This window comes from Streptomyces sp. NPDC101151, assembly GCF_044768335.1.
Classification (GTDB): domain Bacteria; phylum Actinomycetota; class Actinomycetes; order Streptomycetales; family Streptomycetaceae; genus Streptomyces.
This window is the reverse complement of sequence record NZ_JBIWPP010000051.1, coordinates 1-22,356: the sequence shown is the minus strand read 5'-3', so window position 1 is coordinate 22,356 and position 22,356 is coordinate 1. Positions and strand designations below refer to the sequence as shown.

Sequence of the window (22,356 nt, the reverse complement as noted above, 5' to 3'; positions counted from 1 at the left end):
CCCGCGAAGAGGGCGTCGCCGGACACGGCTCTTCCGTCCGGCGACGCCCGCTCCGGCAGAGTCCGTTCACTGCGTGCGCGGTTCCACGTCCAGCCCGTGGCCGTACGGGAAGAGCGGGTCATGCGAATCGTCGGGTACGTCCTCATGGCCGGCGGTGACGGCGTCCATGGTGCGGGGGAGCTCGAAGGGCAGCCGCCCTTCGGCCTTCGTCCGGCCGAAGAGGACGTCCAGCAGGGCGACGTCCGAGGCGCCGTAGTCGGCCACGAGGGCTGCCGCCCTGTCCGTTATCTCGGGAAGGATCGCGGGGCGGTCGAGGAAGACGTCGAAGACGGTCGGCGCGGCCGCGGCGGTCGCCAGCAACGGCCGCAGTTCCTCCTCCGTGAAGTCGAGGCGGCCCGCGTGGAAGAAGTTCTCGAAGCCTTCGGTCCGTGGCTCGTACGGAGTGGCGATCCGGACCAGCGCGACATCCGCCTCCTCCGGACGGTCCACCACGGTGGCGTACCGCCCGGCGACCTCGGGGTCGATGCCCTGGACGTAGATCCGGATGCCGGCACTCAAGGGCAGGATCGGCTCGGCCGCCTCGCTCGGGCGGTCCTTGAGAATCGTGATCGACCGGCTCTGGGCGGCCAGCCCCGCGGCGGTGAACTCGTCGCAGCCGCAGATCTCCTGGGCGGCGTCCGGGTCGACGTACGGGTCGTCGAAGAGACCGAGAAGGAACTTCTCGCGCAGGAGGCGGATCACGGAGGCGTCGACGCGTTCGATGCCGATCCTGCCCGTGCGGACCAGTTCCACGACGAGCTCGGGCGCGGCCTCGCCGCCGAACTGGTCGGCACCTGCGTCGAGGATCCGTTCCACGCGGGTGAGCCGGTCCAGATGCTCCACGCCCCATGCGCGGGCGGGGAAGGGAGAACCGAAGATCCGGCTGTCGGTGACCAGGCCCCAGTCGGTGCAGACGACACCGTCGAAGCCGTACTTCTCGCGCAACAACCCGGTGATGACGCCCTTGTTGAAGCCGAAGCCCACCTCTTCGTACTGAGTTCCGACCGGCATGCCGTAGTAGGGCATGATCTGCGAGGTGCCCGCGGCGAAAGCGGCTTCGAAGGGGATCAGGTGATAGTCGAAGTTGCCGCCGGGGTAGACCTGTTCGCGGCCGTAGGGGAAGTGGGCGTCCTCTCCGCCCTTCTGCGGGCCCGCCCCGGGGAAGTGCTTGGTCATGGCCGCCACGCTGTGCACGCCGAGCGTGTCGCCCTGGAGGCCACGGACGTAGGCGGCGACCATGCGTGCGGCCACCTGGGCGTCGGAGCCGAACGTACCCAGGATGCGGGCCCACCGGGGCTCGGTGGCGAGGTCGGCCGTGGGATGCAGGGCCAGGCGGATGCCCACGGCGAGGTACTCACGGCGGACGATGTCGGCATGCCGGCGCACGAGTTCCTCGTCCCCTGTCGCGGCCAGACCGGGCGGCTCGGGCCACAGGGAGAACCCCTCGGTGTGGGCGCCGGCCGCCGGATTGTCGACGAAACCGTGGCGTGGGTCGGTGGAGATCGTCACCGGGATCCCGAGGCGGTTCGTCGCGGCCAGGTCCTGGAGACGGTTGTTCCACTCGGCCATGCGGCGCGGGGCCGCCGCGCCGAAGAGGTTGAAGTGGTTCATGAGCCTGCCGGTCACCATGGCGCGGGTGGAGGCTCGCATCGGATCGTCGTCGGCCGCCCCGGGTTCCGGCTCCACCAGCGATCCGTCCGGATTGATCGTGATCATGGTCTGGAACATCAGGCCGGCCTTCTCCTCCAGGGTCATGCGGCCGAGGAGGTCGGCGACACGCTCGTCCACCGACAGGCGCGGGTTCTCGTAGGGCTCCATCACCCCATTGCCGTTCAGGTCACGGAAGGTGGTGCCGTCGGGAGCGGTGAGGGTGCGCGGCCGGGCCGTCACGTTGTGGGCCATGGGTACGTCTTCCGTTTCGTGAGCCTGAGTATCGACAAGAGGCCGGTCCCGAGCTGGTCAGGCGCTCGGGACCGGCCTGGCCGCTGCTCCCCTCCGCGCGGCCGACAGCGACGTTACACGTGTAACACCGGATCCGGGAGACCTTTCGGTGACTGCGGTGATTACGAGGTCGGCGCCCGTCGACCGTGCAGGCGTCGGGCGTGCCCGGCGAGGTCGCCCAACGGAAGGGTGACGGCGTCGAAACACATGGTGGTACGGGCCTGCGACCGGTACGGCTCCCAGGCCGGCAGACCGGCATGGTTCGGGTCGCCGGTCCGGGCGAAGGCGATCCACGCCCGATGCATGGCCTTCGCCAGCCCCTCCCCGACGACCGGATCCACCCCTTCGACGAGCGGAGCATGTGACCAGCTGTCGAAGTTGTCGAAGACGAAGGGAAGCTCCAGACAGTGAGCGGCGGCGAGCCTGCCCCCGTGGGCCGGCGTCGGGAGGTCGAACTGGTACGCCCAGACGGGACGCCCCAAGGCCGCTCTGGCCTCCGCCAGTTCCACGCAGGGCACGCGGAACAGCTCATCCGTGATCAGGTCCATGAGTACGTCGGCAGGCCGTGCGCCGGGGCGGGTCCGGGCGTACTCGTCGTACACATCGCCTGCCGCACCTTCCCCGAAGCGCTCCGCGATGCGGCCCAGAACCTGATCGCGCGTCGACTTCGCGTATCCCGGGTCGAGAGCGAAGCCGAAGTTGGCTTCTTCCCGGGTCCAGCCGATGAGGACGTCGATGTCGGCCGCCGCGTCGTGCAGGAGGGTCTCCGCGGGATGGCGGAAGAGTGTGACGTCGTCCCGTACCGGGAGGAACGGGGTGGGCCAGTATCCCCAGCGCGCGGTGTGCGCGAAGAGCCTCCCGGCGGCCTCGACGAGCCGGGGCCACGGCAGGTGACGGAGTTCGTCGACGTCCTTCACGCCGGCGAACTCCAGGTAAGCCTCGACCCGTTGCCGGTATTCGTCACGGGTGGGGATGTGCAGACCGAAGGGCGGGCTCTGCAGGATGGCCCGCCGGAACAGTGTCCGGGCCTCCGGATGCCCGGCCAGGGCGGCCGTCGAGACGGCACCGCCCGACTGACCGGCGACGGTGACGCTGTCGGGGTCCCCACCGAAGTGCACGATGTTGTCGCGCACCCAGCGCAGGGCCTCGAGCTGGTCGGTGAGCCAGAGGTTGGCGGGCCGCGCCTCGGCGCTGGTCCCGTCATCGAATGACAGGTAACCGAGGGGGCCGACACGGTAGTTGAGGGTGACGACCACCAGGTCCCCGTCGCGCGCGAAGGTCTCACCCGAGTAGATGGGCAACGATCCGGAACCGGAGACGAACCCACCGCCGTGGATCCAGACCAACACCGGCCGGCGGGCGTCGTCGGGCGCCGGTGTCCACACGTTCAGCGTGAGGCAGTCCTCGTCGAAGGGCGGGGAGCCGTGTCCGCCGAGGACGGGGTCACCACCCTCGATGAACATCTGCGGAGAGCTCGGACCGTACGCGGTCGCGTCCCGCTCACCGCTCCAGCCGGGATGCGGCTGCGCGGCGCGCCACCGCAGGTCCTCCACCGGGGGTGCGGCGTACGGCACACCCTTGAAGACCGCGACGCCGCCCTCGGTGCCCCCGCGCAGTCGGCCGGTCGACAACTGCACGACGGGGGGATCCTGACTTTGCATGTCAGTCATGCATGTCCTCCTTGATCAGCGATTCATCCGACGCGTCGACGCCCTCGCCGAGGGCCACGTCGGCGTCGTCACCGAGGGCCGCACAGCGGGCCGGGTCGTGGGCACGGCAGGACCGCACCGCGCCGGACTGCGAGATTATTCAGCTTTTCCGACGGTCGTCAATAAATGTGTATGCATGACCCCGCACCACAGCGGCGCAGGCACCGGGTCGCGGCGAGTCCTGCCGGACGGCAGCTGCGCCAGTGACGCCGCGGAACAGTCGGACGGGACGCCATGGAGAGCGGTTTCGAGCCAACGCCGACCCTACTGCCGCGCTGTGCAGAAGCGCGCGGGAAGACAGCTGCACGTGTAACACACGTAGTGGCGACCGACTCTCACAGGTGCCCTATAAATCCGTCCGAGCACTACTCAAATTGCGCCACACCTGCTACACAAGGCGTACCCGACGGAAGCAACACGTGTAACTAACTGCTCGCTCCTCGGGTGTCCAGCACACACGTCATCCGGCGTTCGCCGCCTCACGTCCCCGTCCAGCTCTCAGCTCCGCGCTCGAGGAGTCGACATGTCCTGCCCCACGCCCTGCCGCGCGGAATACGCGGCCCGCACCACCGGTGGTCGACGATGACCACCGACGAACTGATCCAGCCGAAGACGAGGGAAGTGGCACATGAGCCCCGCCGGCGTGGTCTCATGCTGCTCCTCCTGCTCGCCAACTCCTCGATGCTCGCCGTGTACATGGGCGTCGGCGCGGTACTGCTGCCGACCCAGATCGCCCAGATCGACCCGGCCCACAAGGTCACGATCCTGGGCATCGTGGGCGGTGTGAGCTCGGTCTTCGCCACCGCGTTCAACCCGATCGCGGGTGCCCTGTCGGACCGCACCGGCCGCCGGAACCCGTGGATCCTCGGTGGCGCTCTCGCCTCGTTCGCCGGGCTGGCGTTCGTCGGCAGTGTGCGCACCGTGCTGCTGGTGGGCACCGGATGGTGCCTGGTCCAGGCGACCATGAACGTCTACCAGGCGGCCGTCACCGCCGTGGTGCCCGACCGGATCGCCCCCGAGCGTCGTGGGACCGCTTCCGCCCTCGTCGGACTTGGCCTGCCGATCGGCGGCACTGTCGGCGTGCTGATCGCCTCGCAGACAGCCGGCCGGCTCCAGGTGGGCTACCTGGTGTTCGGAGCGGTGGTCGCCGGCGCGGCACTGCTGCTCACCGGCTTCTGCCGCGACGTACCGCGGCGCGAGCCCCTGCCTGCCGTCCCGCGGCGCGAACGCCTGGCCGCCTTCCTGTCCGCCCTGGCCAACCATGACTTCCGGTGGGCTTTCATCGGACGGGCGCTGATGGTGCTCGGCTACTTCTCCGTCGTGGGATACCAGCTCTACATCCTCGACGACCACATCAAGTTGCCCGTGGGCCTGTCCCCGACCGAGGCGATGGCGATCCTCACGCCCGTGTCCATGGGTGCGATGGCCGTGTCCACGGTGGTCGGAGGTCTGCTGTCCGACCGCTGGAACCGGCGCAAGATCTTTGTCGGCCTGTCGGCCGCGCTCGCCGGCCTCGTGACGACGATCCCCGTCATCAGCCCGACCTGGCAAGGCATGCTCTGCTTCAGTGCGCTGAACGGGCTCGCCTTCGGGTGCTTCATGGCGGTGGACACCGCGGTCGTCACGCTGGTCCTGCCCCGCGCGGAGGACGCCGCCCGCGACATGGGCGTCCTCAACATCGCCAATGCCGGCCCGCAGATCATCGCCCCGTTCGTCGCGTCGGCGGTCGTCACCGCGCTGGGCGGATACACCCCGCTGTTCCTCATCGGCGGCGGACTGTCCCTGGTGGGCGCACTGGCCATCCTCCCGATCCGCGGAGTGCGCTGACACCAGCCGCCCCAGGAACCCCGGCGGGCGCGTGCCGGGGGGCGTGCCCGCCGGTCCTCGTACTCCTCCGCCTCAGTACTCCTCCGTCTCTCTCCTCCCTTCTTCTCTTCTCCCTCTCTCCTTCGAAGGAGCCCTCCTTGCGACGCACGCGCTCTCTCCCTCTGGCCGCTCTGCTGCTGTGCGCACCGGCCCTCGCCGGAACGGTGTCGGCGAGCGCCGCGCCGAAGACCGCACCGGACGGCCCGCTGCGCATCCTGCTGACCAATGACGACGGCTACGACGCCCCGGGAATCCGCATGCTCCAGCAGCGGCTCACCGACGCGGGCTACGACGTCACCATCGTCGCCCCGCTCACCAACCAGAGCGGCACCGGGACGAAGATGATGAGCGGCACCAGCGTCACGGTGAAGCATCCCGAGCCCCGGGTGTGGGCCGTCGACGGCACTCCCGGCGACTCGGTGTCCTTCGGTCTGTCCGAGGTGTTCGCCGACCGCGCGCCGGACCTCGTGGTCTCCGGCACCAACTTCGGGCCCAACGTCGCCGCCCTCGCGACCCACTCCGGAACGGTGGGCGGCGCGGTGGCCGCCCTGGAACGGGGTGTGCCCGCCATAGCGGTGAGCACCGGCGGGCTGACTGCCCCGGTGCCGGGGCCGATCCTCAACGCCATGCGGCCCACCGACGACTTCGCGGTCAAGCTCATCGAACGCCTGAGGAACCGGTCCGAGGACAGGCGGTTGCTGCCCGAGGGCGTGGGTCTGAACGTCAACCATCCGGTGGTCGGTCCCGACGGCAAGGGAACCGCCCTGGGGGTTTCCGTCACCGCCCAGGATCCGCAGCCGGTCCTCGAGGCCGACTACACCGACTCCGGTGACGGAACGTGGAAAGTGAACGTCGACGTGGTCTCCGAGCCCGCCCGGAAGGGCGGTGACGTGGAAGCGATCAGCGCTGACAAGGTGTCCATCACGCCCATCTCCCCCAACTGGAACACCGGCACTGCCGACTTCGCCAGGACCGCGGCCCTGCTCGGCGGACTGCGCCCCTAGCCGGGCACCGCACACGGCCCCTCCTCCTTGGCATTTCGGCCCGCCCGGGAGGAGAGCCGGCGTCCGTACCACCCATCCACTGTCACGTGCACCACACGTCATGGAGGAGAAGTGCAAAGGTCCCGCTCGTCCCTCGCCTCGGCAGTTCTGGCTCTGGCACTCGCCATCGCAGCGCTCTGCGCGCAGCCTGCGACCGCCACGCCGGCCCAGGCGGCCCCCTTGCCCCGCCCTGTCGTCACCACCGGTCAGGGCAGACTCGCCGGTCAGGTCGCCGGCCAGGCCGATGAGTTCCTCGGCGTCCCGTACGCCGCTCCCCCGGTGGGCAGCCTCCGGTTCAGTCCCCCCGAACGGCCCGCACGATGGAGCGGGACACGGGATGCCGTCCGTCAGGCACCGGCGTGCCTGCAGTTCTCGCCCTTCGGGCTCCGAGATCCGGACAACGTCAGTGAGGACTGCCTCTACCTGGACGTGTACCGGCCGCGCCACGCGCACCCCGGTGACCGTCTGCCTGTGCTGTTCTGGATCCACGGCGGCGGCTACAGCCAGGGCACCGGCACCCAGTTCGGCGGCCGCACCATGGCTGAACTCACCGGCAGCGTCGTCGTGAGCATCAACTACCGGCTCGGACAAGCGGGGTACCTGGCCCTGCCGGAACTCTCCCGCGACAACACTCCGCGCTCCGGATCGTACGGGCTGATGGACCAGATCGCGGCCCTCCACTGGACACGCGCCAACATCTCCGCGTTCGGCGGCGATCCTGCTGACATCGCCCTCTGGGGCCAGTCCGCGGGCAGCGCCTCCATCTGCGCCATGCTCACTTCACCCCAGACCACGGGACTGTTCTCCCGGGCCATCCTCCAGAGCGGCCCGTGCGACATGCTCCGGGCTCCCAGCGCCGCCGAGGCCGCCGAGGAGGCGAGGGCCTTCGCGGACGCGGCCGGCTGTCCCGACCCCGGCACCCGCGCCGCCTGCCTCCGCAGTGCGCCGGCCACCGGTCTCATCGCCGCCGCTCGCACGCATCCCACCTCGGGACCCGCGTTCGGCGACGGCCTGCTGCCCGCCCAACCGTCCGAGGCCATCGCCTCCGGCAGGTGGAACAAGGTGCCGATCCTCATCGGCAGCACCCGGGCCGAGAGCCGGTTGTTCGTCGCGCTCACGCAGCCACAGCTCACCGCGCAGGAGTACACCGAGCAGATCGACGCCACCTACGGACCGGCGGCACAGCAGGTCCTGGCCCGCTATCCCGTGGCGGCACACCCCAGTCCGTACGACGCCCTGTCCGCGGTACTCACCGACTCCACCTTCGCCTGCCACACCCTCAGCACGGCTCGTACGTTCGCCGGTCAAGTACCCACGTACGTGTACGAGTTCGACGACCCGCACTCGCCCACCCTCTTCGGAGCCCAGGTCCCGGGCCTGGACATGGCGAACGCACACAGCGCCGAACTCGCCTACCTGCACGACTTCACGATGGCCGACCGACCGCTCACCGCCGTGCAGACCACCCTCGCCGACGACATGAAGCGCCGGTGGGCCGCGTTCGCCCGCACCGGCGTTCCCGACGTCGTCGGCGAAACCCGATGGCCACCGGCGCGCGCCCGGCACACCGTCCTGACCCTCACGCCGGGACACACCCACACCTCGACGGCCTTCGCGACCGACCACCAGTGCGGCTTCTGGGCTGATCCGGCTTCCCCCGACGACGGCAAGCGGAGGACATGACCCCAGGAGCACTTCGGCACCGGCTGCCGCTCTCCGTGCGAGAGCGGCACGCCCTCAGGGGAACCGGCATCAGCACCCACCAGGTGCCCGGACGGGGAACCCGGCGTCGCATGGGCCCGGGCGACGGCCATACGTCCTCGTCGTCGTCCGGGCCGGCACCCGCCGGATCAGGCGGCGCGTCAGTGCGTCAGTGCGTCAGAGCGTCAGTGCGTCAGAGCGTCAGAGCGTCAGAGAACGTTGACCGCGCTCCACGCCGCGGCCACGGTGGCGTACTCGGGGCTGGTGGCGCCGTAGAGGTCCTTCGCCGCGTTGAGAGTCGCGGTGCGGGCACCCTTGTAGTCCGTGGTGGAGGTCATGTAGACGGTCAGCGCCCGGTACCAGATGGCGGAGGCTTTCTTGTTTCCGATGCCGTTGACCGTGGAGCCGTTGCAGGTGGGGCTGTTGTAGGAGACGCCGTTGATGGTCTTGGCGCCGCTGCCCTCGCTCGCGAGGTAGAACCAGTGGTTGCCGACGCCCGAGGAGTAGTGCACGTCCAGCCGGCCGACCGACTTGGACCAGCAGTTGGCGGAGCCCCCGTCCAGGGACGGCTTGTCGAAGCGGCGCAGCCACGGCGGGGTGGACTGGTCGCTGAAGAGGTAGTCGGGGGTGTCGACCGGGTTGTTGGCATACCACTCGACCATGGTGCCGAGGATGTCGCTGGTGGCCTCGTTCAGGCCGCCGGACTCACCGCTGTAGCGCAGGTTGGCGGTGGCCGAGGTGACGCCGTGGGTCATCTCGTGACCCATGGTGTCGAGGTCGACCTGCTCGGGGTCGGTGGTGCCGTCGCCGTCGCCGGTCAGCATGCAGAAGCAGGAGTCCGACCACTGGGCGTTGTCCCAGTTGGTGCCGACGTGGACGAAGACGGTGGCGCCGCGGCCGTCGTTCTTGATGCCGTTGCGGCCGAAGGTCGTCTTGTAGTAGTCGAACGTCTTCGCGGTGTTGACGTGCGCGTCGACGGCGGCGGTGGCGCGGTCGGTGGAGAACTTCTTGCCGTCGCCCCAGATGTTGTCGGCGTCGGTGAACAGGGTGCCGGAGGAGCTCTTCACGGACGAGGACGAGAGGTTGTGCGCGTCCTTGGTGATGTGGCCGCGCACCGGGTCGATCAGGGCGAAGGTGCCGTCGGCCTGCTGGGTCGTGTCGATGCCGACGTCACCGGTGTACTCGGAGTGGCCGGTGCCGGTCGCCTCGCGCTCGGCGTCGTAGTTCTCGATCGCCGCGCCGGTGGTGGCGTCGGTGACGAAGACCTCGCCGTGCGGCTGGCCCTTGTCGCCCAAGCCCTGCACGGTGGTGCGCCAGGCCAGGCGGGGGGTGCCGTCGGCGGCCCACACGATCAGCTCGGGGGTGGACTTGGCGTTGCGCACCAACCCGTGCGAGCGCTTCAGGGCGCCGGCCGCGGTCCCCTTGGCGTCGACAGCGGGGGCGACGGACTTCAGCGCGACCTTGTGGGCCTTGGCGCGGGTGGATCCCTTGAGCGAGCCGTCGGCCTTCTGGTGGACGACGAAGTCACCGCCGACGACAGGGAGGCCGCGGTAGGTCCGTTCGAAGCGGACGTGCTGCGTGCCGTCGGCGTCGATCACGACGTCCTTCGCCTTGAGTCTCTGGCCGGGGCCGAACCCGAAGGTGTCGGCGTGCCGGGTCACGTTCGCCCTGGCCTGGGATATCGCCGTGTCGCGGACGGAGGCTCCGCGCTGCACCGCGTCGGTCTGCGAGTGCGCGGGTACGGCCATCGCGCCCGTGGTGATGACACCGGCGGCGACCATCGCGGAAAGGGCAAGAAGAGGACGGGACATGGTGGGGTGATTCCTTCGCTCGTCGTGGGGTGACGACGTCCTTGGACGTTGACGCGAAGTGTTCAGTAGGTGACATGTCCCTGACGTGACTTCATCTGGGATATAACTGCCGAGCTATAGGGCAAGGGGCCGCCTTGGCCCGGCCGGTCACATGCGCTCGCCGAGGGCGAACTCCTCGCCCCCGTCCTCCCACCAGGCCAGATACTGCGGCCGCTGCCGCACCAGCGTCAGATAGGCGGCCAGCAGAAGCTCGCAAACCGCGTCCGCGAGCTCGGGCGGAACCGATTCCGTGTTCCAGGCCAGTAGCAGCCGCCGGTGGAACGGGACGTCCACGAGCGGCCGCTGCACGGTGCCCTGGGCGGAGACTTCGGCGGTCGGCCATACGCCACAGACGGCACGCCGGCCGGCAACCAGGATCTGCGCCACGGACAGGTCCGGCGTCACATGGGCGATGCGCGGAGTGAACCCGGCTGCCTGACAGGTGAGATGAAGGTACGCGTGCACACCGCTCTCGTCGGCCTCCGGCATGACCCAGTCCTCGTCCGCCAGCTCATGGAGGCCGACCACCTCCCGGCGCGCCAGCGGGTGGTCCTCGGCGAGCAGGACGAAGACCGGCTCGCGGAGCAGGGTGCGCGTCGCCACCGACTCGCCGACCGGAAGCGGGAAGCCCGGGAACTCACCGAACACCGCGATGTCGCATTTCGACAGGCTCAGCAGTTTCGCCAGGGTGTGCACGGAACGGCGGGCATCTATGGTGAGCCGGCGTTCCGGGACGAGCTCGAAGAGGGCCGAGACCAGCAGGGACACCAGGGGGCCCGCGGTTCCGCCCGCCCTCAGCGGGGCGGTGGCCTGTCTGTCCGCCTCGGCCGCCGATCGCGCGTGCTCGCGCAGCCGGTCGAAGCCGTCCACCAAATCACGGGCGCAGCGCAGGACGTACTGTCCGTTCTCGTTCGGCTTCACGCCCTCGGCACTGCGGATGAAGAGCGGGCCGCCCAGCTCGTGTTCGATCCGCTTCAGCTGAGCGCTCGTGGCCGGCTGAGAGAGCTGAAGCCGTGCGGCGGCCCTGCGGATACTGCCTGCCTCGGCGACGGTGAGCAGGATACGGAGGTGCCGGAACTCGAGATGCATGAACATTCCCCGCTCAGCGCGGGGGGCCTCTGCACCCCCGTGACCAGCAGAACCAGTTGCCCGACGGCATGGTGACCAAGAGTCTGACGGACCCGTGCGGGCGGCAACCACGGAACGGCAAAACCTCGGTGCGAACGCTACGGCTTCGCACACGGCGCACCCAGCCGCTCAACCCGCCCCAAGGCCGACGCCCCTGGCTGGTCCCGTCCATGACCGGCGCGCTCGTCGACCGCCGACAGCCCGGGCATCAAGGGTCGATCACCGGCCAGATCGAGGGTTATCCCTGTACCCCTTTGACCGTCGCTTTGCCTATCGTTCCTGCACAGCTGACCCACAGGTAACCCCGGACGGGTCCGCACACGCACACGGTCGGCCATCTGCACCGCTTTTCGGTTTCACCCCCCCTGCGCTTCGACGCCGAAGCACATCCCCACCGCCGCTCCGGGCTGCCCGGAGCCGGTCGCGAAAGGCATACCCTTGCGTACAGTTCCCGCCACCGGACGGAAGCTGATATCCGTCGCCGCGGTCTCCGCGGCTCTGCTCACGGCCGCCACGGCCACCGCAGCCACCGCTCAGGACGGCGCCACCGGCGACGCCGCGGTTGCCGCCGCCCGGACCGAGGCCACCCCCACCACCCCGGCCGAACGCCTCATCGTCGGTTACAAGTCGGGTGCCTCCGAGGCCACTTCCAACAAGGCCGCCGAGGCCGACGCCGTCGCCAAGGGCAAGGAGGCCGGCGAGGACGTCGACTTCCGGCGCCGCCTCGGCACGGGCGCCGCCCTCGTCGACCTCGGCGGCAACGCCACCACGGCCGACCTCGCCGACGTCGTCGCCGAGTACCGGGCCGACCCGCAGGTCGCCTACGTCGTACCGGACCGGCTCAACAAGCCGATGGCCACGCCGAACGACACCGAGTACGGCAAGCAGTGGGACCTGTCCGAGGACACCGCGGGTATGCGCGTGCCGGGCGCCTGGGACCTGTCCACCGGATCCGGCGTCACCGTCGCCGTCATCGACACCGGGTACGTGGCACACTCCGACCTGGCCGCGAACGTCGTCGGCGGCTACGACTTCATCTCCGACACCGCTGTCTCCGTGGACGGCGACGGCCGCGACAGCAACCCGGCCGACCCGGGCGACTGGTACGCCGCGGGCGACTGCGGCTCCGGCGTCCCGGCCGGCACCTCCTCCTGGCACGGCACGCACGTCGCCGGCACCATCGCCGCGGTCACCGACAACGGCAAGGGCGTTGCCGGTATCGCCTACGGTGCGAAGGTCTCCCCGCTCCGCGTGCTGGGCAAGTGCGGCGGCTACGACTCCGACATCATCGACGCCATCACCTGGGCGTCCGGGGGCACCGTCTCCGGTGTGCCCGCCAATGCCAACGTCGCCAAGGTCATCAACATGAGCCTCGGCGGCGACGGCGCCTGCACCTCGGCCACCCAGAGCGCCATCAACGCGGCCGTGAACCGGGGCACGACGGTCGTCGTGGCCGCGGGCAACGAGAACGACAACGTCGCGAACCACTCCCCGGGCAACTGCAACAACGTCATCTCGGTCGCCGCGACCAACCGCTCCGGCGCCAAGGCCTCCTACTCGAACTACGGCTCCCTCGTGGACATCTCGGCGCCCGGCGGCCAGACCAGCACCGGCACCGCGAACGGCATCCTGTCCACGCTCAACTCCGGCACCAAGACCCCCTCGACCGAGTCGTACGCCTACTACCAGGGCACCAGCATGGCCACCCCGCACATCGCGGGCCTCGTCGCGCTGATGAAGTCGGCCGACCCGGCGCTGACCCCGGCCCAGATCGAGTCGGCCATCAAGGCCAACGCCCGTCCGATTCCCGGAAGTTGCTCGGGCGGCTGCGGTGCCGGCCTGGCCGACGCGGCCAGGACGGTGCAGGCGGTGAGCGGTTCCGGCGGCACGGGTGGCGCCACCTTCACCAGCACCCCGGCCATCGCCATTCCCGACGCGGGCTCGGCGATCGAGTCCCCCCTCAGCGTCAGCGGGCTGACGGGAAACGCCCCCTCGACCCTCAAGGTGGCGGTCGACATCACCCACACCTACCGCGGTGACCTGGTCATCGACCTGGTCGCGCCGGACGGTTCGGCCTACCGGCTGAAGGCCTCCAGCAGCTCGGACTCCGCCGACGACGTCAGGGCCACCTACACGGTGAACGCCTCCGGCGAGACCGCGAACGGCACCTGGAAGCTGCGGGTGCAGGACACGTACGCGCAGGACACGGGCACGCTCAACAGCTGGGCACTGACATTCTGAAGGCCGTTGCGCCGCGCCGGGGACATCGGAACGGGCCGCGTCACCGGCTCGTCCGATCAGCGCACCTGGTCCGATGTCTCCGCCTGCGGCTCCTCCCCGGTGAGCCGGGCCACCGGACGGCGGCCCGGCGGCTGCTGCGGCTCGGGCCGTACGGGCGCGGGGGGCACCGGCCGCTCCACCGGAGCGCCGGTGGTCACGGTCATCGGTTCCCCGTGATGCAGCACGACCAGCGGTTCACCTTCCACCAGCCGGTAACTCGCATGGGACGGGCCGATGTCCACCTTCAGCCTGCGTCCGCGTACCAGCACGGTGAACGCCACCCTGGACAACGCTTCCGGCAGGCGCGGTGCGAACGCCAGCAGGTCCGGCTTTCCGTCGTCGACGTAGCGGCGCATGCCGCCGAAACCCCCGACCAGGGCGATCCACGTTCCCGCGAGGGAGGCGATGTGCAGCCCGTCACGGGTGTTGTGCTCCAGATCTTCCAGATCCATCAGCGCAGCCTCGCCGAGGTAGGCGTACGCCAGACGCAGATGCCCGGTCTCGGCGGCGAGCACCGCCTGGCAGCACGCCGACAAGGAGGAGTCGCGGACGGTGAGCGCGTCGTAGTAGGCGAAGTTGCGCGCCTTCTGGTCGTCGGAGAAGAGGTGCGGGCACTCCAGCATCGCCAGCACCAGATCGGCCTGCTTCACCACCTGCTTGCGGTACAGGTCGAAGTAGGGGTAGTGCAGCAGCATCGGGTAGTTCTCGGGCGGGGTCGCCTCGAAGTCCCAGCGCTGGAAACTCGTGAACCCGGCCGACTGTTCGTGCACGCCGAGAGTCTCGTTGTACGGCACCGCCATGCGAGCAGCGGCGTCCCGCCACGCTGCGGTCTCCTCGTCGTCGACACCGAGTTCGGCGGCCCGGTCCGGATGACGTGTGGCCACCGCCGCCGCGGCCAGCAGGTTCTGCCGGGCCAGCAGGTTGGTGTACAGGTTGTCGCGGGCGATGGCACTGTACTCGTCGGGTCCGGTGACCCCGTCGATGTGGAAGACGCCCTCCGCGTCGTGGTGTCCGAGGGAACGCCACAGCCGGGCGGTGTCCACGAGGAGGTCGAGCCCCTCACGGCGCTCGAAGTCCTCGTCCTCGGTCACCACGACGTACCGGAGGACGGCCATGGCGATGTCGGCGTTGATGTGGAAGGCAGCCGTGCCGGCCGGCCAGTAGGCCGAGCTCTCGGCACCGTCGATCGTCCGCCAGGGGAACGCCGCTCCCGACAGGCCCAGCTGGCCCGCGCGCTCCCGCGCCCCCGGCAGCATCCGGTGCCGCCATCTCAGTGCCGACGCGACGGCCTCCGGCGCGGTGAACGTCAGGACCAGCAGCACGTAGGACTCGGTGTCCCAGAAGGAGTGCCCGTCGTACCCGGTTCCGGTCAGGCCTTTCGCGGGGATGGCCTGGTTCTCACCGCGGGCCGCGGCCTGGAGCACGTGGAAGAGCGCGAACCGCACCGCCTGCTGGATCTGCGCGTCGCCCTCGACCTCGACGTCCGCGCCGGCCCAGAAGCGGTCCAAGTACGCCCGTTGCGCGGCGACCAGCCCGTCCCAGCCCGTGCTGACCGCGGCCGCCACCGCTCCGTCGACCTGATCGTGCACGGCCGGCAGCGAGCGCTCCCCCGACCAGCCGTAGGCCACGAACTTGACCAGCCGCAGCGGCTGCCCGGGCACCAGGTCCGCGGTCACCGTCAGACGGCTGACATCGGGCTCGCTCTGCGCCGTCCAGCGCGTGCTCTCGGGCCCCTCGACGAGATGGTCGGCCGCTGCCGCCACCCGTAGTCCGCTGCGCGTGGTGCAATGCACGAGCCGTAGGTGGGTGTCCTGCGCGAAGTGCTCCTCGGCCTTCAGGGGGGACTCGATGGCCGCGGCCACGCGCGGATCGCCCTCGACGCGGGGCAGTGGTTCGTTGGCGACCAGTTCGGACTGCACGGCCACGGTGGTCGGTCCGTCCACCGGCTCGACCTCGTACACGACCGCGGCCACCGCGCGCTGGGCGAAGGACACGAGCCGCTGTGAGGTGATCCGGACCGTGCGACCGCCGGGCGATGTCCACCGCGCCGTGCGGCTGAGCACACCGGACCGGAAGTCCAGAACCCGTTCGTGGTCCAGCAGCTGACCGTAGCGCAGATCGCACGGGTGGTCGTCGACCAGCAGCCTGATGACCTTGCCGTCGGTGATGTTGATCATCGTCTGGCCGGACTCGGGATACCCGTATCCCGCTTCGGCGTACGGCAGCGGATGCTGCTCGTAGACGCCGTTGAGGTAGGCGCCGGGCAGCCCGTGGGGCTCTCCCTCGTCGAGGTTGCCGCGCCATCCGATGTGTCCGTTGGACAGGGCGAACACCGATTCGCTCTGGGCGAGCACGTCCAGGTTCAGCTCGGTCTCGCGCAGGCACCACGGCTCGACCGTGAAGCTGGGATGGGTGATCACCGCGACTCCAGAAGTTCGGCCAGGTCACGGACCACCACGTCCGCCCCGTGCGCCCGGAGCTGATCCGCCTGGCCCACCCTGTCGACGCCCACGACCACGCCGAACCGTCCCGCTCGCCCGGCCTCGACGCCGGCCAGGGCGTCTTCGAAAACCGCGGCGTCGGCCGGATCCGTTCCGAGCCGGCGGGCGGCCTCCAGGTAGGTGTCCGGGGCGGGCTTGCCACGCAGGCCGCGCTCGTGCGCCACCACTCCGTCGATCCGTTCCTCGAACAGGTCCTCGATGCCGGCCGCTGCCAGGACGTCCCGGCAGTTCGCGCTGGACGACACCACCGCGCACCGCAGGCCGGCGTCCCGCGCCGCGTGGACGAAGCGGACCGAGCCCTCGTAGGGTTCCACTCCGTCCTCGCGGATCCGCCGCAGCACCAGGCCGTTCTTGCGGTTGCCCAGTCCGTTCACCGTCTCCGTCTCCGGCGGGTCGTCCGGTGCTCCTTCGGGCAGGTGCACCCCACGTGCGGCGAGGAACGTGCGCACGCCGTCCTCGCGGGGCCGCCCGTCCACATACTCGTCGTAGTCGTCCACCGCGTCGAAGGGGACGAACTCGGTGCCCTCACGTGTCGCGCGGTCGCGGAGATAGCTGTCGAACATCTCCTTCCAGGCGGCCGCGTGCACCTTCGCAGTCCGGGTGAGAACGCCGTCGAGGTCGAACAGACAGACGCGGACATGAGCAGGAAGCCCCAGCATGCCGCCGAGGCTAGGAGGCGCCCGCGGCTCCTCTCGTGAAGCCGGCGTCCGGCACGCCGGAGGACACCCGCTCGGCCGAGGGCCCTGGGGGGAGCCGGGGCACGGGAGGAGAGACGCGGCCGTGGCGCGGGACGGGAGATGCGGCCATGGCACCTCCGAGTGCCGTCGCCGGGGGCACGGGGAGCGGCAACGCCTCGCTCACGTCGGTGGGCGTCCCGCTCCGGTGTGCGCCGCTCGGGGGATGGAAGGGCCCCTGGCCGGCGGTGACACCGGTCAGGGGCCCTTGAGTCGATCAGTCAGCCGTCAGCCGTCGGACTCCGGCGACGGGAGGTAGGCGCCCGGCACGTCGTTCGGGGCGTAGATCCTGCTCTCGCCGGGGTACGGCTTGGCCCAGTTGTGCGTCTGTTACCACGTGAGGTGGTTCATCTGCGCGGGGTTCGCGTAGTCGGGCACGGCGTGGGGCCCGGTCAGCCGCTGCCTGGACTTCCAGCTCTCCCACTTCGCCGCGAGCTGCTGCATGGCCGACGGCACCTTCGACGACGGCACGGCCGCCGCCTTGGGGTCCTGCGGCGCGGGGGTGTCCACACCACAGGAGGGCGGGGTCTTCAGACCATCGGTCAGTGACGTCCGGTTGGGCAGCGCCGTGAACGGCGTGTAGTCCGGCCTCCTGGTGAACGCCCCGGCCATCGGGCTGGCCGCGCTGTCCTTCTGGTTCATCGGGTGGATCCCGAGGATCTGCTCGATGGTGCGGATCATCGTGATCTGCGAGTAGTAGTGGCTGTCGACGGTGCCGGGCCCAGGGGCTGATGATCTGGATCGGGGCGCGGTGGCCGTCGACGTGGTCGAGGCCGGCCTGGGAGTCGTCCTCGACGACGAAGATCGCCGAGTCCTTCCAGTACTTGCTGTGCGAGATCTCGTCGACCATCCTGCCGACCGCCAGGTCGTTGTCCGCGACCTGGGCCGCCGGGCCCGCCGGACCACCGGTGTGGTCGTTGGAGAGCCAGAACATGTTCAGGTTCGCCGGACCGTTCTTCTCGAAGTCCTGCTTCCAGACCTCGTACTTGTAGATGTCCGGAACACTGGTGTCAAACATCGGGAAGCCCGGCACCGACACGTCGTTGAGCGACGGGATGGCCGAGCCCGTCTGTATGGGGTAGGCGGTGTCCTGCCCGGTCGCGTCCATGTTCTTGGCGTCGCAGTACAGGTTCTGCCAGGACGCGTCGGCCGGCTTGCTCTCGATCGACTGGAACTCGCCGAAGTCCCGCACGGTCTTGTCCGCCGCCTGTGCACCGGTCCAGAGGAAGCCGGACTTCTGGTGGCCGAGAGCGTCGTTCTCGGTGTCGTAGCTGCGCGCGTACTCACCGGCCGAGGACTCGGTGTACTCCGGGTCGTCGGCCTGCATCAGCCAGTTGTGGCCCTCGGCTGAGTTCGTGCCGATGTCATAGGTGTTGTCGTACAGCCCGAACTGGTTGACCAACGCATGCTGGTTCGGCGTCACGTTCTCGCCGAACTGCGTCACCGAGGGGTCACCGTTGCCCTCCGCGATGTCACCGAAGACCTGGTCGTAGGTCCGGTTCTCCTTGACGATCAGGAAGACGTGCTTGATCGTCGAGGGGTCGCCGAGCCGCTGCGGGACCGGGACCGGCCTGGCGTGGCTCTTGCCCCTGGCCAGCTTGACCGAGCCGGGGCTCCAGCCGTTCTGCTTGAAGACCTTGGCCGTCTGCGACCTGATGACGCTGTCGTCCGGCAGCGTGAAGCGCTGCACGCTCGACGTGGTGTCGTGGGTGCCGTGCCCGGCGCTGTTGGTGGGCCGGCGGGCGTCGATGCCGCGGGTGTTGGAGACCAGCACCTGCTTGCCGACGGTGGTGATCTCCGCAGGGAAGTAGTCCGTCGGGAGCAGGCCGACGTAACCGACCGGCTCCTGCGGGCTCTTGTACCGGTAGACGGCGACCGCGTCGGCCCAGCCGAGGGTCACCAGCAGACGACCGTCGTCGGTGAGTGTCACCGCGTTGGGCTCGTAGCCCACCGACGCCTCCGGCCACGGCCGGGTGTCGATGGTCTGCACGACCTTGTCCTTGGCGGTGTCGATGACCGACACGTCGTTGGTGGCGGTGTTGGTGACGAACAGCGCCCTGCCCTTGGCGTACAGGGAGGTCGGGTGCAGACCGCCGTCGATGCTCGCCGGGGCGGCCTCCGGGTTCGCCAGGTCGATGACGCTGACCGTGCCGGTGGTGGTGGCACCGGTCTTCGGGTTGGCCGGAACCTGAGTGCCGTACGAGTTCATGGTGGTGTCGCCGGGCTTCGCCGGACGACCGCCCTCGTTGCTGACGTAGAGCTTGCCGCCTGCCTGGACCATGTCGCGCGGGGCGTTGCCCACGGCCCAGCTCTGCTTGACGGCGCCGGTCGCCGCGTCGATGGCGACCACCCGGTTCTGGCCGTTGACCGCGGAGTACACGGTGGAGCCGTCGGACGAGAAGACCGCCTCGCCGACCAGGGCGTGCTTGGTCCCGTCCGCCGGGATCTTGACCGGCACCGGATCGGTGACCGTGCCGTCCGGGTTCACCGTGAACCTGGTGTAGCCGTCGGTCTGGCCCAGCCACAGCTGCTTGCCGTCGGGCGAGTACGTGGGGCCTTCCTGTCCCACGCTGTTGCTGCCGATGCGCGGGTCCGCCGCCGCTGTTTTACCTGCGGCCACACCTGCTCCTTCCACACCTCGATGGCGGCCTCGTCCCGCTCGACGGCCCGGCACCTGGCAGCTCCAGCCGTGCCGGCGCAGCAGCTTCCACACCCCCTGCACCGTGTACCCCAGATGGAACAACCGGCCGATCAGCAGCTTGATCCGCTCCAGCGTCCAGCGCTGGTCGTCCTCGAACCCGTGGGCCAGTGGGCCCCGTTTCAACTCGGCTTCCAACCGGGCCCACTGCCCACTGGAGAGCCTCTCCACCCGCGTGGGCCCCTTCGAGCGCAGCGCCCCCGCCCCGCCCGACTCCCACGCCCGCCGCCACCGCAGCACCGAACGAGCGGTGACCCTCACATCCCTGGCGAACTCTGCCGTCGCATCCCCGCGCGCGAACCGCTCGGCCGCCTCCAGCCTCAACCGTTCCCGCGCCGCCTGCTCCCCGGGCGTGTACCCGCCCGCCTGCGCATACCTCATCCTCTCGGCATACCGCAGGGATCACGGCCCGTCAGCAGCCATGCAGACACTGTCAGTTCAGCCTGAGTGAATGTTTACAGGGCCACCTGTCCGGTTACCGCCGATGAAGCACTTGCAATGGCCTCATCATTTCATTGTCCTCATGATCCGTCATGTGACAGTGCCAGACGTACCGTCCCGCAATGTCAAAGCGAACCTTGATTCGGGTGACATCACCTGGCAGTACGATCACGGTGTCCTTGTATCCGCTTTCCCCGGGTTTCGGGGGGGACGGTGTGCCGCCCCCGATGGCTTGGTGGTCAAGGACCTGGAAGCCGATCTGATGAACGTGGATAGGGTGTGCGTCAGTGGTGAAGTTGTAGAGCTCCCAGATCTCGGTTTCGTCCTTCACGGGCGTCTCGGTGACCGGGTCTGCCCACATGAGCGGGGTGGCTGAGCCACTCGGCGTAACCGTTCCGAGTGTGTCCATCGTGGGGGCGTTGGCGAAGTATGCAGAGTCCTCCTCGTTGAGTGAGAGCCTGCGGACCCTCCGGCTCCTGGGAAGTGCCGGGACCGGAGGAAGCGTGATCTGTGGCGGAGGGACAGTGGTGTCGGTGGAGGCAAGGGGAACGACAGCGAATTTCATGACCTGCCCTGTGGTCGAGGTATCCGCCGGCGTGAAGTCGGTGACCGGTTCGCCGCCGTCGTACGCCTGGTCCGGGCCTTCATTGATCAAGTAGAGCCCAGTGCCAACGGAGGTGCCGGTGAAGTCAACGACCACGTCGGCGCGCTCTGCGGGAGCCAGTAGGAGCCGATCCAGCTGGACCGGTGCCGGCAGGAATCCCTGGTCGTTCCCGATCTGCCAGAACGGCAATGAAGGGCTGACGGGTCTGGGGGCCGTGGGATTGGGCGCGATCTTCAAGATGAGAGTACGGGCGTTGCTTGCATTGAGGATGCGCAGGCGGTACCGCCGCGGTTCCACGTTGAATACCGGCCACGTGTTCCCGTTGACGACCATCGTGTTGCCGAAGAATTCCGGGTTCCAGATGGGCGGAATGTCGGTCTGGGGAATCCACGGGCCGTCCGGCGGGGTGTCCCCGAAGAACGCGCGGCTGGTGGGGAAGAAGACCGAGCCGTTCGCGTTGAACGACTTGTCCTGAACCACCAGGGGGATTTCGTAGGGGGTGGCACCATGAACACCGACTGGCCCCGGCGCCGGGCTGGGAAGTACTCCCGAGGGGAGATCGGCGTGTCCGCCTCGCAGCAGATAGAAACCGGCAAGGCCCGCGTAGACATTCACCCGGGTCATGCCCAGAGTGTGATCGTGGTACCAGAGAGTTGCGGGACGCTGATCATTGCTGTACTCGAACGTTGCCGTCCCCGGGCGCCAACGGACGCCGTAACGGTGGCGGAACTGTTCGGCGAACCGATCATAATAGGTGCCTACCCGGGCGAAGCTACTAGGGATGTCACGAGCTGCCGGCAGGTACCAGGCTTCGGGGTATCCGTCACTCTCTTCCCGGCTGTGCCCACCGTGCAGATGGGTCACGATGGGCACCGGTCCTGTGTACGGCCCGGGGGTGGTGGCGAATTTGGGCCGCGAATCGCGCCCGGCTCTTCCGCCAGGAGGGTTTGCCCAGTGCAATGTGGGATCCACGGCGTACAGGTGGGGCAGATAGAAGCCGCGCGAGGTGACGAGTTCGTTGACCCACGTCACGGAGATCGGTCGATCCACACGGGCTTCGATGGTCAGGCCCGGCGTATGGAAGGAGCGCTGGTGGCCCACAGCCCCGTAACCCCAGACTGTGGTAGCTGGCATCCCGGCCGGCAGCACTTGCTGCCGAAACTGGCGGATGGCGAGGTGGTAGGAGTGTGGGCCGCTGCCGGGCATCCTCGAGAGAAGAAACAGCGGCGTCCGGTACTTGGGTACAGATGACGGATCGAGTGTGCCTCCCGATGCCCGTGGAGGATGCGGGTGGTACAGACGGCGCCGAAAGGCGCCTGACGCGGACAAGGAATTGACTGCCGAGGCCTGCCCGCCCGCGAGTGCGTTGGTGAAACCTGCGGCGCTGGCCGCGGCAACCGCCGTTCTGAGCAGATCGCGTCGGCTCGACAGGGAACTCCCAGCGGCGTCAGCCGTCTGAGCACTCTCTAGAGAATCGGTGTCTTCGATCACAGTTGAATGGTATGTGCCAGGCATCGGATATTTCGTTATCGCCCCGAGTGTCTGAAGCTCGCTCCAGAAGGTCTGATCATCCGGCCGGAGGACTTTATATGTGCGGAAACTCGTTGTTCAGCTTGAACCCACCAGGCGATAGAAGGCCTGTGGACGACGGAATGAGACGAGGTGCCCGCCCAGGGCTCTTGCAAAGTCGCCGTGATTTTGTGAATGGGCTGGTCAGTTGAGGTGTTCAACCAACCCACCCTGTACGGCCGTTGTCGCCATCTGCCCTGGCAGGAGGCCACTGCGAAGTACTACGACCGCACCGAGGGCCACGGTCGTAAG

The 22,356-nt window shown here is 69.1% G+C and carries 12 protein-coding genes and 2 pseudogenes; 4 read left to right on the top strand and 10 right to left on the bottom strand.

What is annotated here, in order from left to right:
* Positions 1-66: 66 nt before the first annotated feature.
* From ACIRU3_RS42925 to ACIRU3_RS42915, 3 genes are all read right to left on the bottom strand, one after another.
* Positions 67-1,941 (bottom strand): glycoside hydrolase family 3 N-terminal domain-containing protein, encoded by a 1,875-nt coding sequence (locus tag ACIRU3_RS42925; protein WP_404069065.1) that lies wholly within the window; start codon positions 1,939-1,941, stop codon positions 67-69.
* A 161-nt stretch (positions 1,942-2,102) separates the two neighbouring features.
* Entirely contained in the window at positions 2,103-3,650 is a 1,548-nt protein-coding gene (locus tag ACIRU3_RS42920; protein WP_404069062.1) for a carboxylesterase/lipase family protein, read from the bottom strand.
* The gene (locus tag ACIRU3_RS42915) at positions 3,643-3,768 is read right to left on the bottom strand and encodes a hypothetical protein (protein WP_404069059.1); all 126 of its coding nucleotides are present in this window, start codon (positions 3,766-3,768) and stop codon (positions 3,643-3,645) included. Before ACIRU3_RS42915 ends, ACIRU3_RS42920 begins: the two co-directional genes overlap by 8 nt.
* 503 nt (positions 3,769-4,271) lie before the next feature.
* Between ACIRU3_RS42915 and ACIRU3_RS42910 the strand changes: the two genes are divergently transcribed.
* From ACIRU3_RS42910 to ACIRU3_RS42900, 3 genes are all read left to right on the top strand, one after another.
* Complete coding sequence (locus tag ACIRU3_RS42910; RefSeq protein WP_404069056.1) at positions 4,272-5,516, top strand: MFS transporter; 1,245 nt, start codon at positions 4,272-4,274, stop codon at positions 5,514-5,516.
* A gap of 137 nt (positions 5,517-5,653) precedes the next feature.
* Positions 5,654-6,559, top strand: a complete 906-nt coding sequence (gene surE / locus ACIRU3_RS42905) for a 5'/3'-nucleotidase SurE (protein ID WP_404069054.1) — start codon at positions 5,654-5,656, stop codon at positions 6,557-6,559.
* Between the two features lie 111 nt (positions 6,560-6,670).
* Positions 6,671-8,281 (top strand): carboxylesterase/lipase family protein, encoded by a 1,611-nt coding sequence (locus tag ACIRU3_RS42900; protein WP_404069052.1) that lies wholly within the window; start codon positions 6,671-6,673, stop codon positions 8,279-8,281.
* 227 nt (positions 8,282-8,508) lie between these two features.
* Here the strand turns inward: ACIRU3_RS42900 and ACIRU3_RS42895 are convergent, their stop codons facing one another.
* Together ACIRU3_RS42895 and ACIRU3_RS42890 are read right to left on the bottom strand one after the other, a co-directional pair.
* Positions 8,509-10,110, bottom strand: a complete 1,602-nt coding sequence (locus ACIRU3_RS42895; protein WP_404069049.1) for a M4 family metallopeptidase — start codon at positions 10,108-10,110, stop codon at positions 8,509-8,511.
* A 147-nt stretch (positions 10,111-10,257) separates the two neighbouring features.
* Positions 10,258-11,238, bottom strand: a complete 981-nt coding sequence (locus ACIRU3_RS42890; RefSeq protein ID WP_404069047.1) for a LysR family transcriptional regulator — start codon at positions 11,236-11,238, stop codon at positions 10,258-10,260.
* 477 nt (positions 11,239-11,715) lie between these two features.
* Between ACIRU3_RS42890 and ACIRU3_RS42885 the strand changes: the two genes are divergently transcribed.
* The gene (locus ACIRU3_RS42885; protein ID WP_404069045.1) at positions 11,716-13,518 is read left to right on the top strand and encodes a S8 family peptidase; all 1,803 of its coding nucleotides are present in this window, start codon (positions 11,716-11,718) and stop codon (positions 13,516-13,518) included.
* A gap of 56 nt (positions 13,519-13,574) precedes the next feature.
* On the opposite strand, the gene ACIRU3_RS42880 is transcribed toward ACIRU3_RS42885, so the two are convergent.
* The 5 genes and pseudogenes from ACIRU3_RS42880 to ACIRU3_RS42860 form a co-directional block, all read right to left on the bottom strand.
* On the bottom strand, positions 13,575-15,977 hold the full coding sequence (locus ACIRU3_RS42880; RefSeq protein ID WP_404069042.1) for a glycoside hydrolase family 65 protein: 2,403 nt from the start codon (positions 15,975-15,977) through the stop codon (positions 13,575-13,577).
* Positions 15,974-16,717, bottom strand: coding sequence for an HAD family hydrolase (locus tag ACIRU3_RS42875; RefSeq protein ID WP_404069039.1), 744 nt, complete (start codon positions 16,715-16,717; stop codon positions 15,974-15,976). The genes ACIRU3_RS42880 and ACIRU3_RS42875 overlap by 4 nt, the downstream gene beginning before the upstream one ends.
* A 303-nt stretch (positions 16,718-17,020) precedes the next feature.
* A pseudogene (locus ACIRU3_RS42870) lies at positions 17,021-19,403 on the bottom strand (phosphoesterase); the annotation flags it as partial.
* 102 nt (positions 19,404-19,505) lie between these two features.
* Positions 19,506-19,871, bottom strand: a pseudogene (locus ACIRU3_RS42865) (helix-turn-helix domain-containing protein); the annotation flags it as partial.
* A gap of 94 nt (positions 19,872-19,965) precedes the next feature.
* The gene (locus ACIRU3_RS42860; protein WP_404069035.1) at positions 19,966-22,026 is read right to left on the bottom strand and encodes a multicopper oxidase family protein; all 2,061 of its coding nucleotides are present in this window, start codon (positions 22,024-22,026) and stop codon (positions 19,966-19,968) included.
* Positions 22,027-22,356 lie beyond the last annotated feature (330 nt).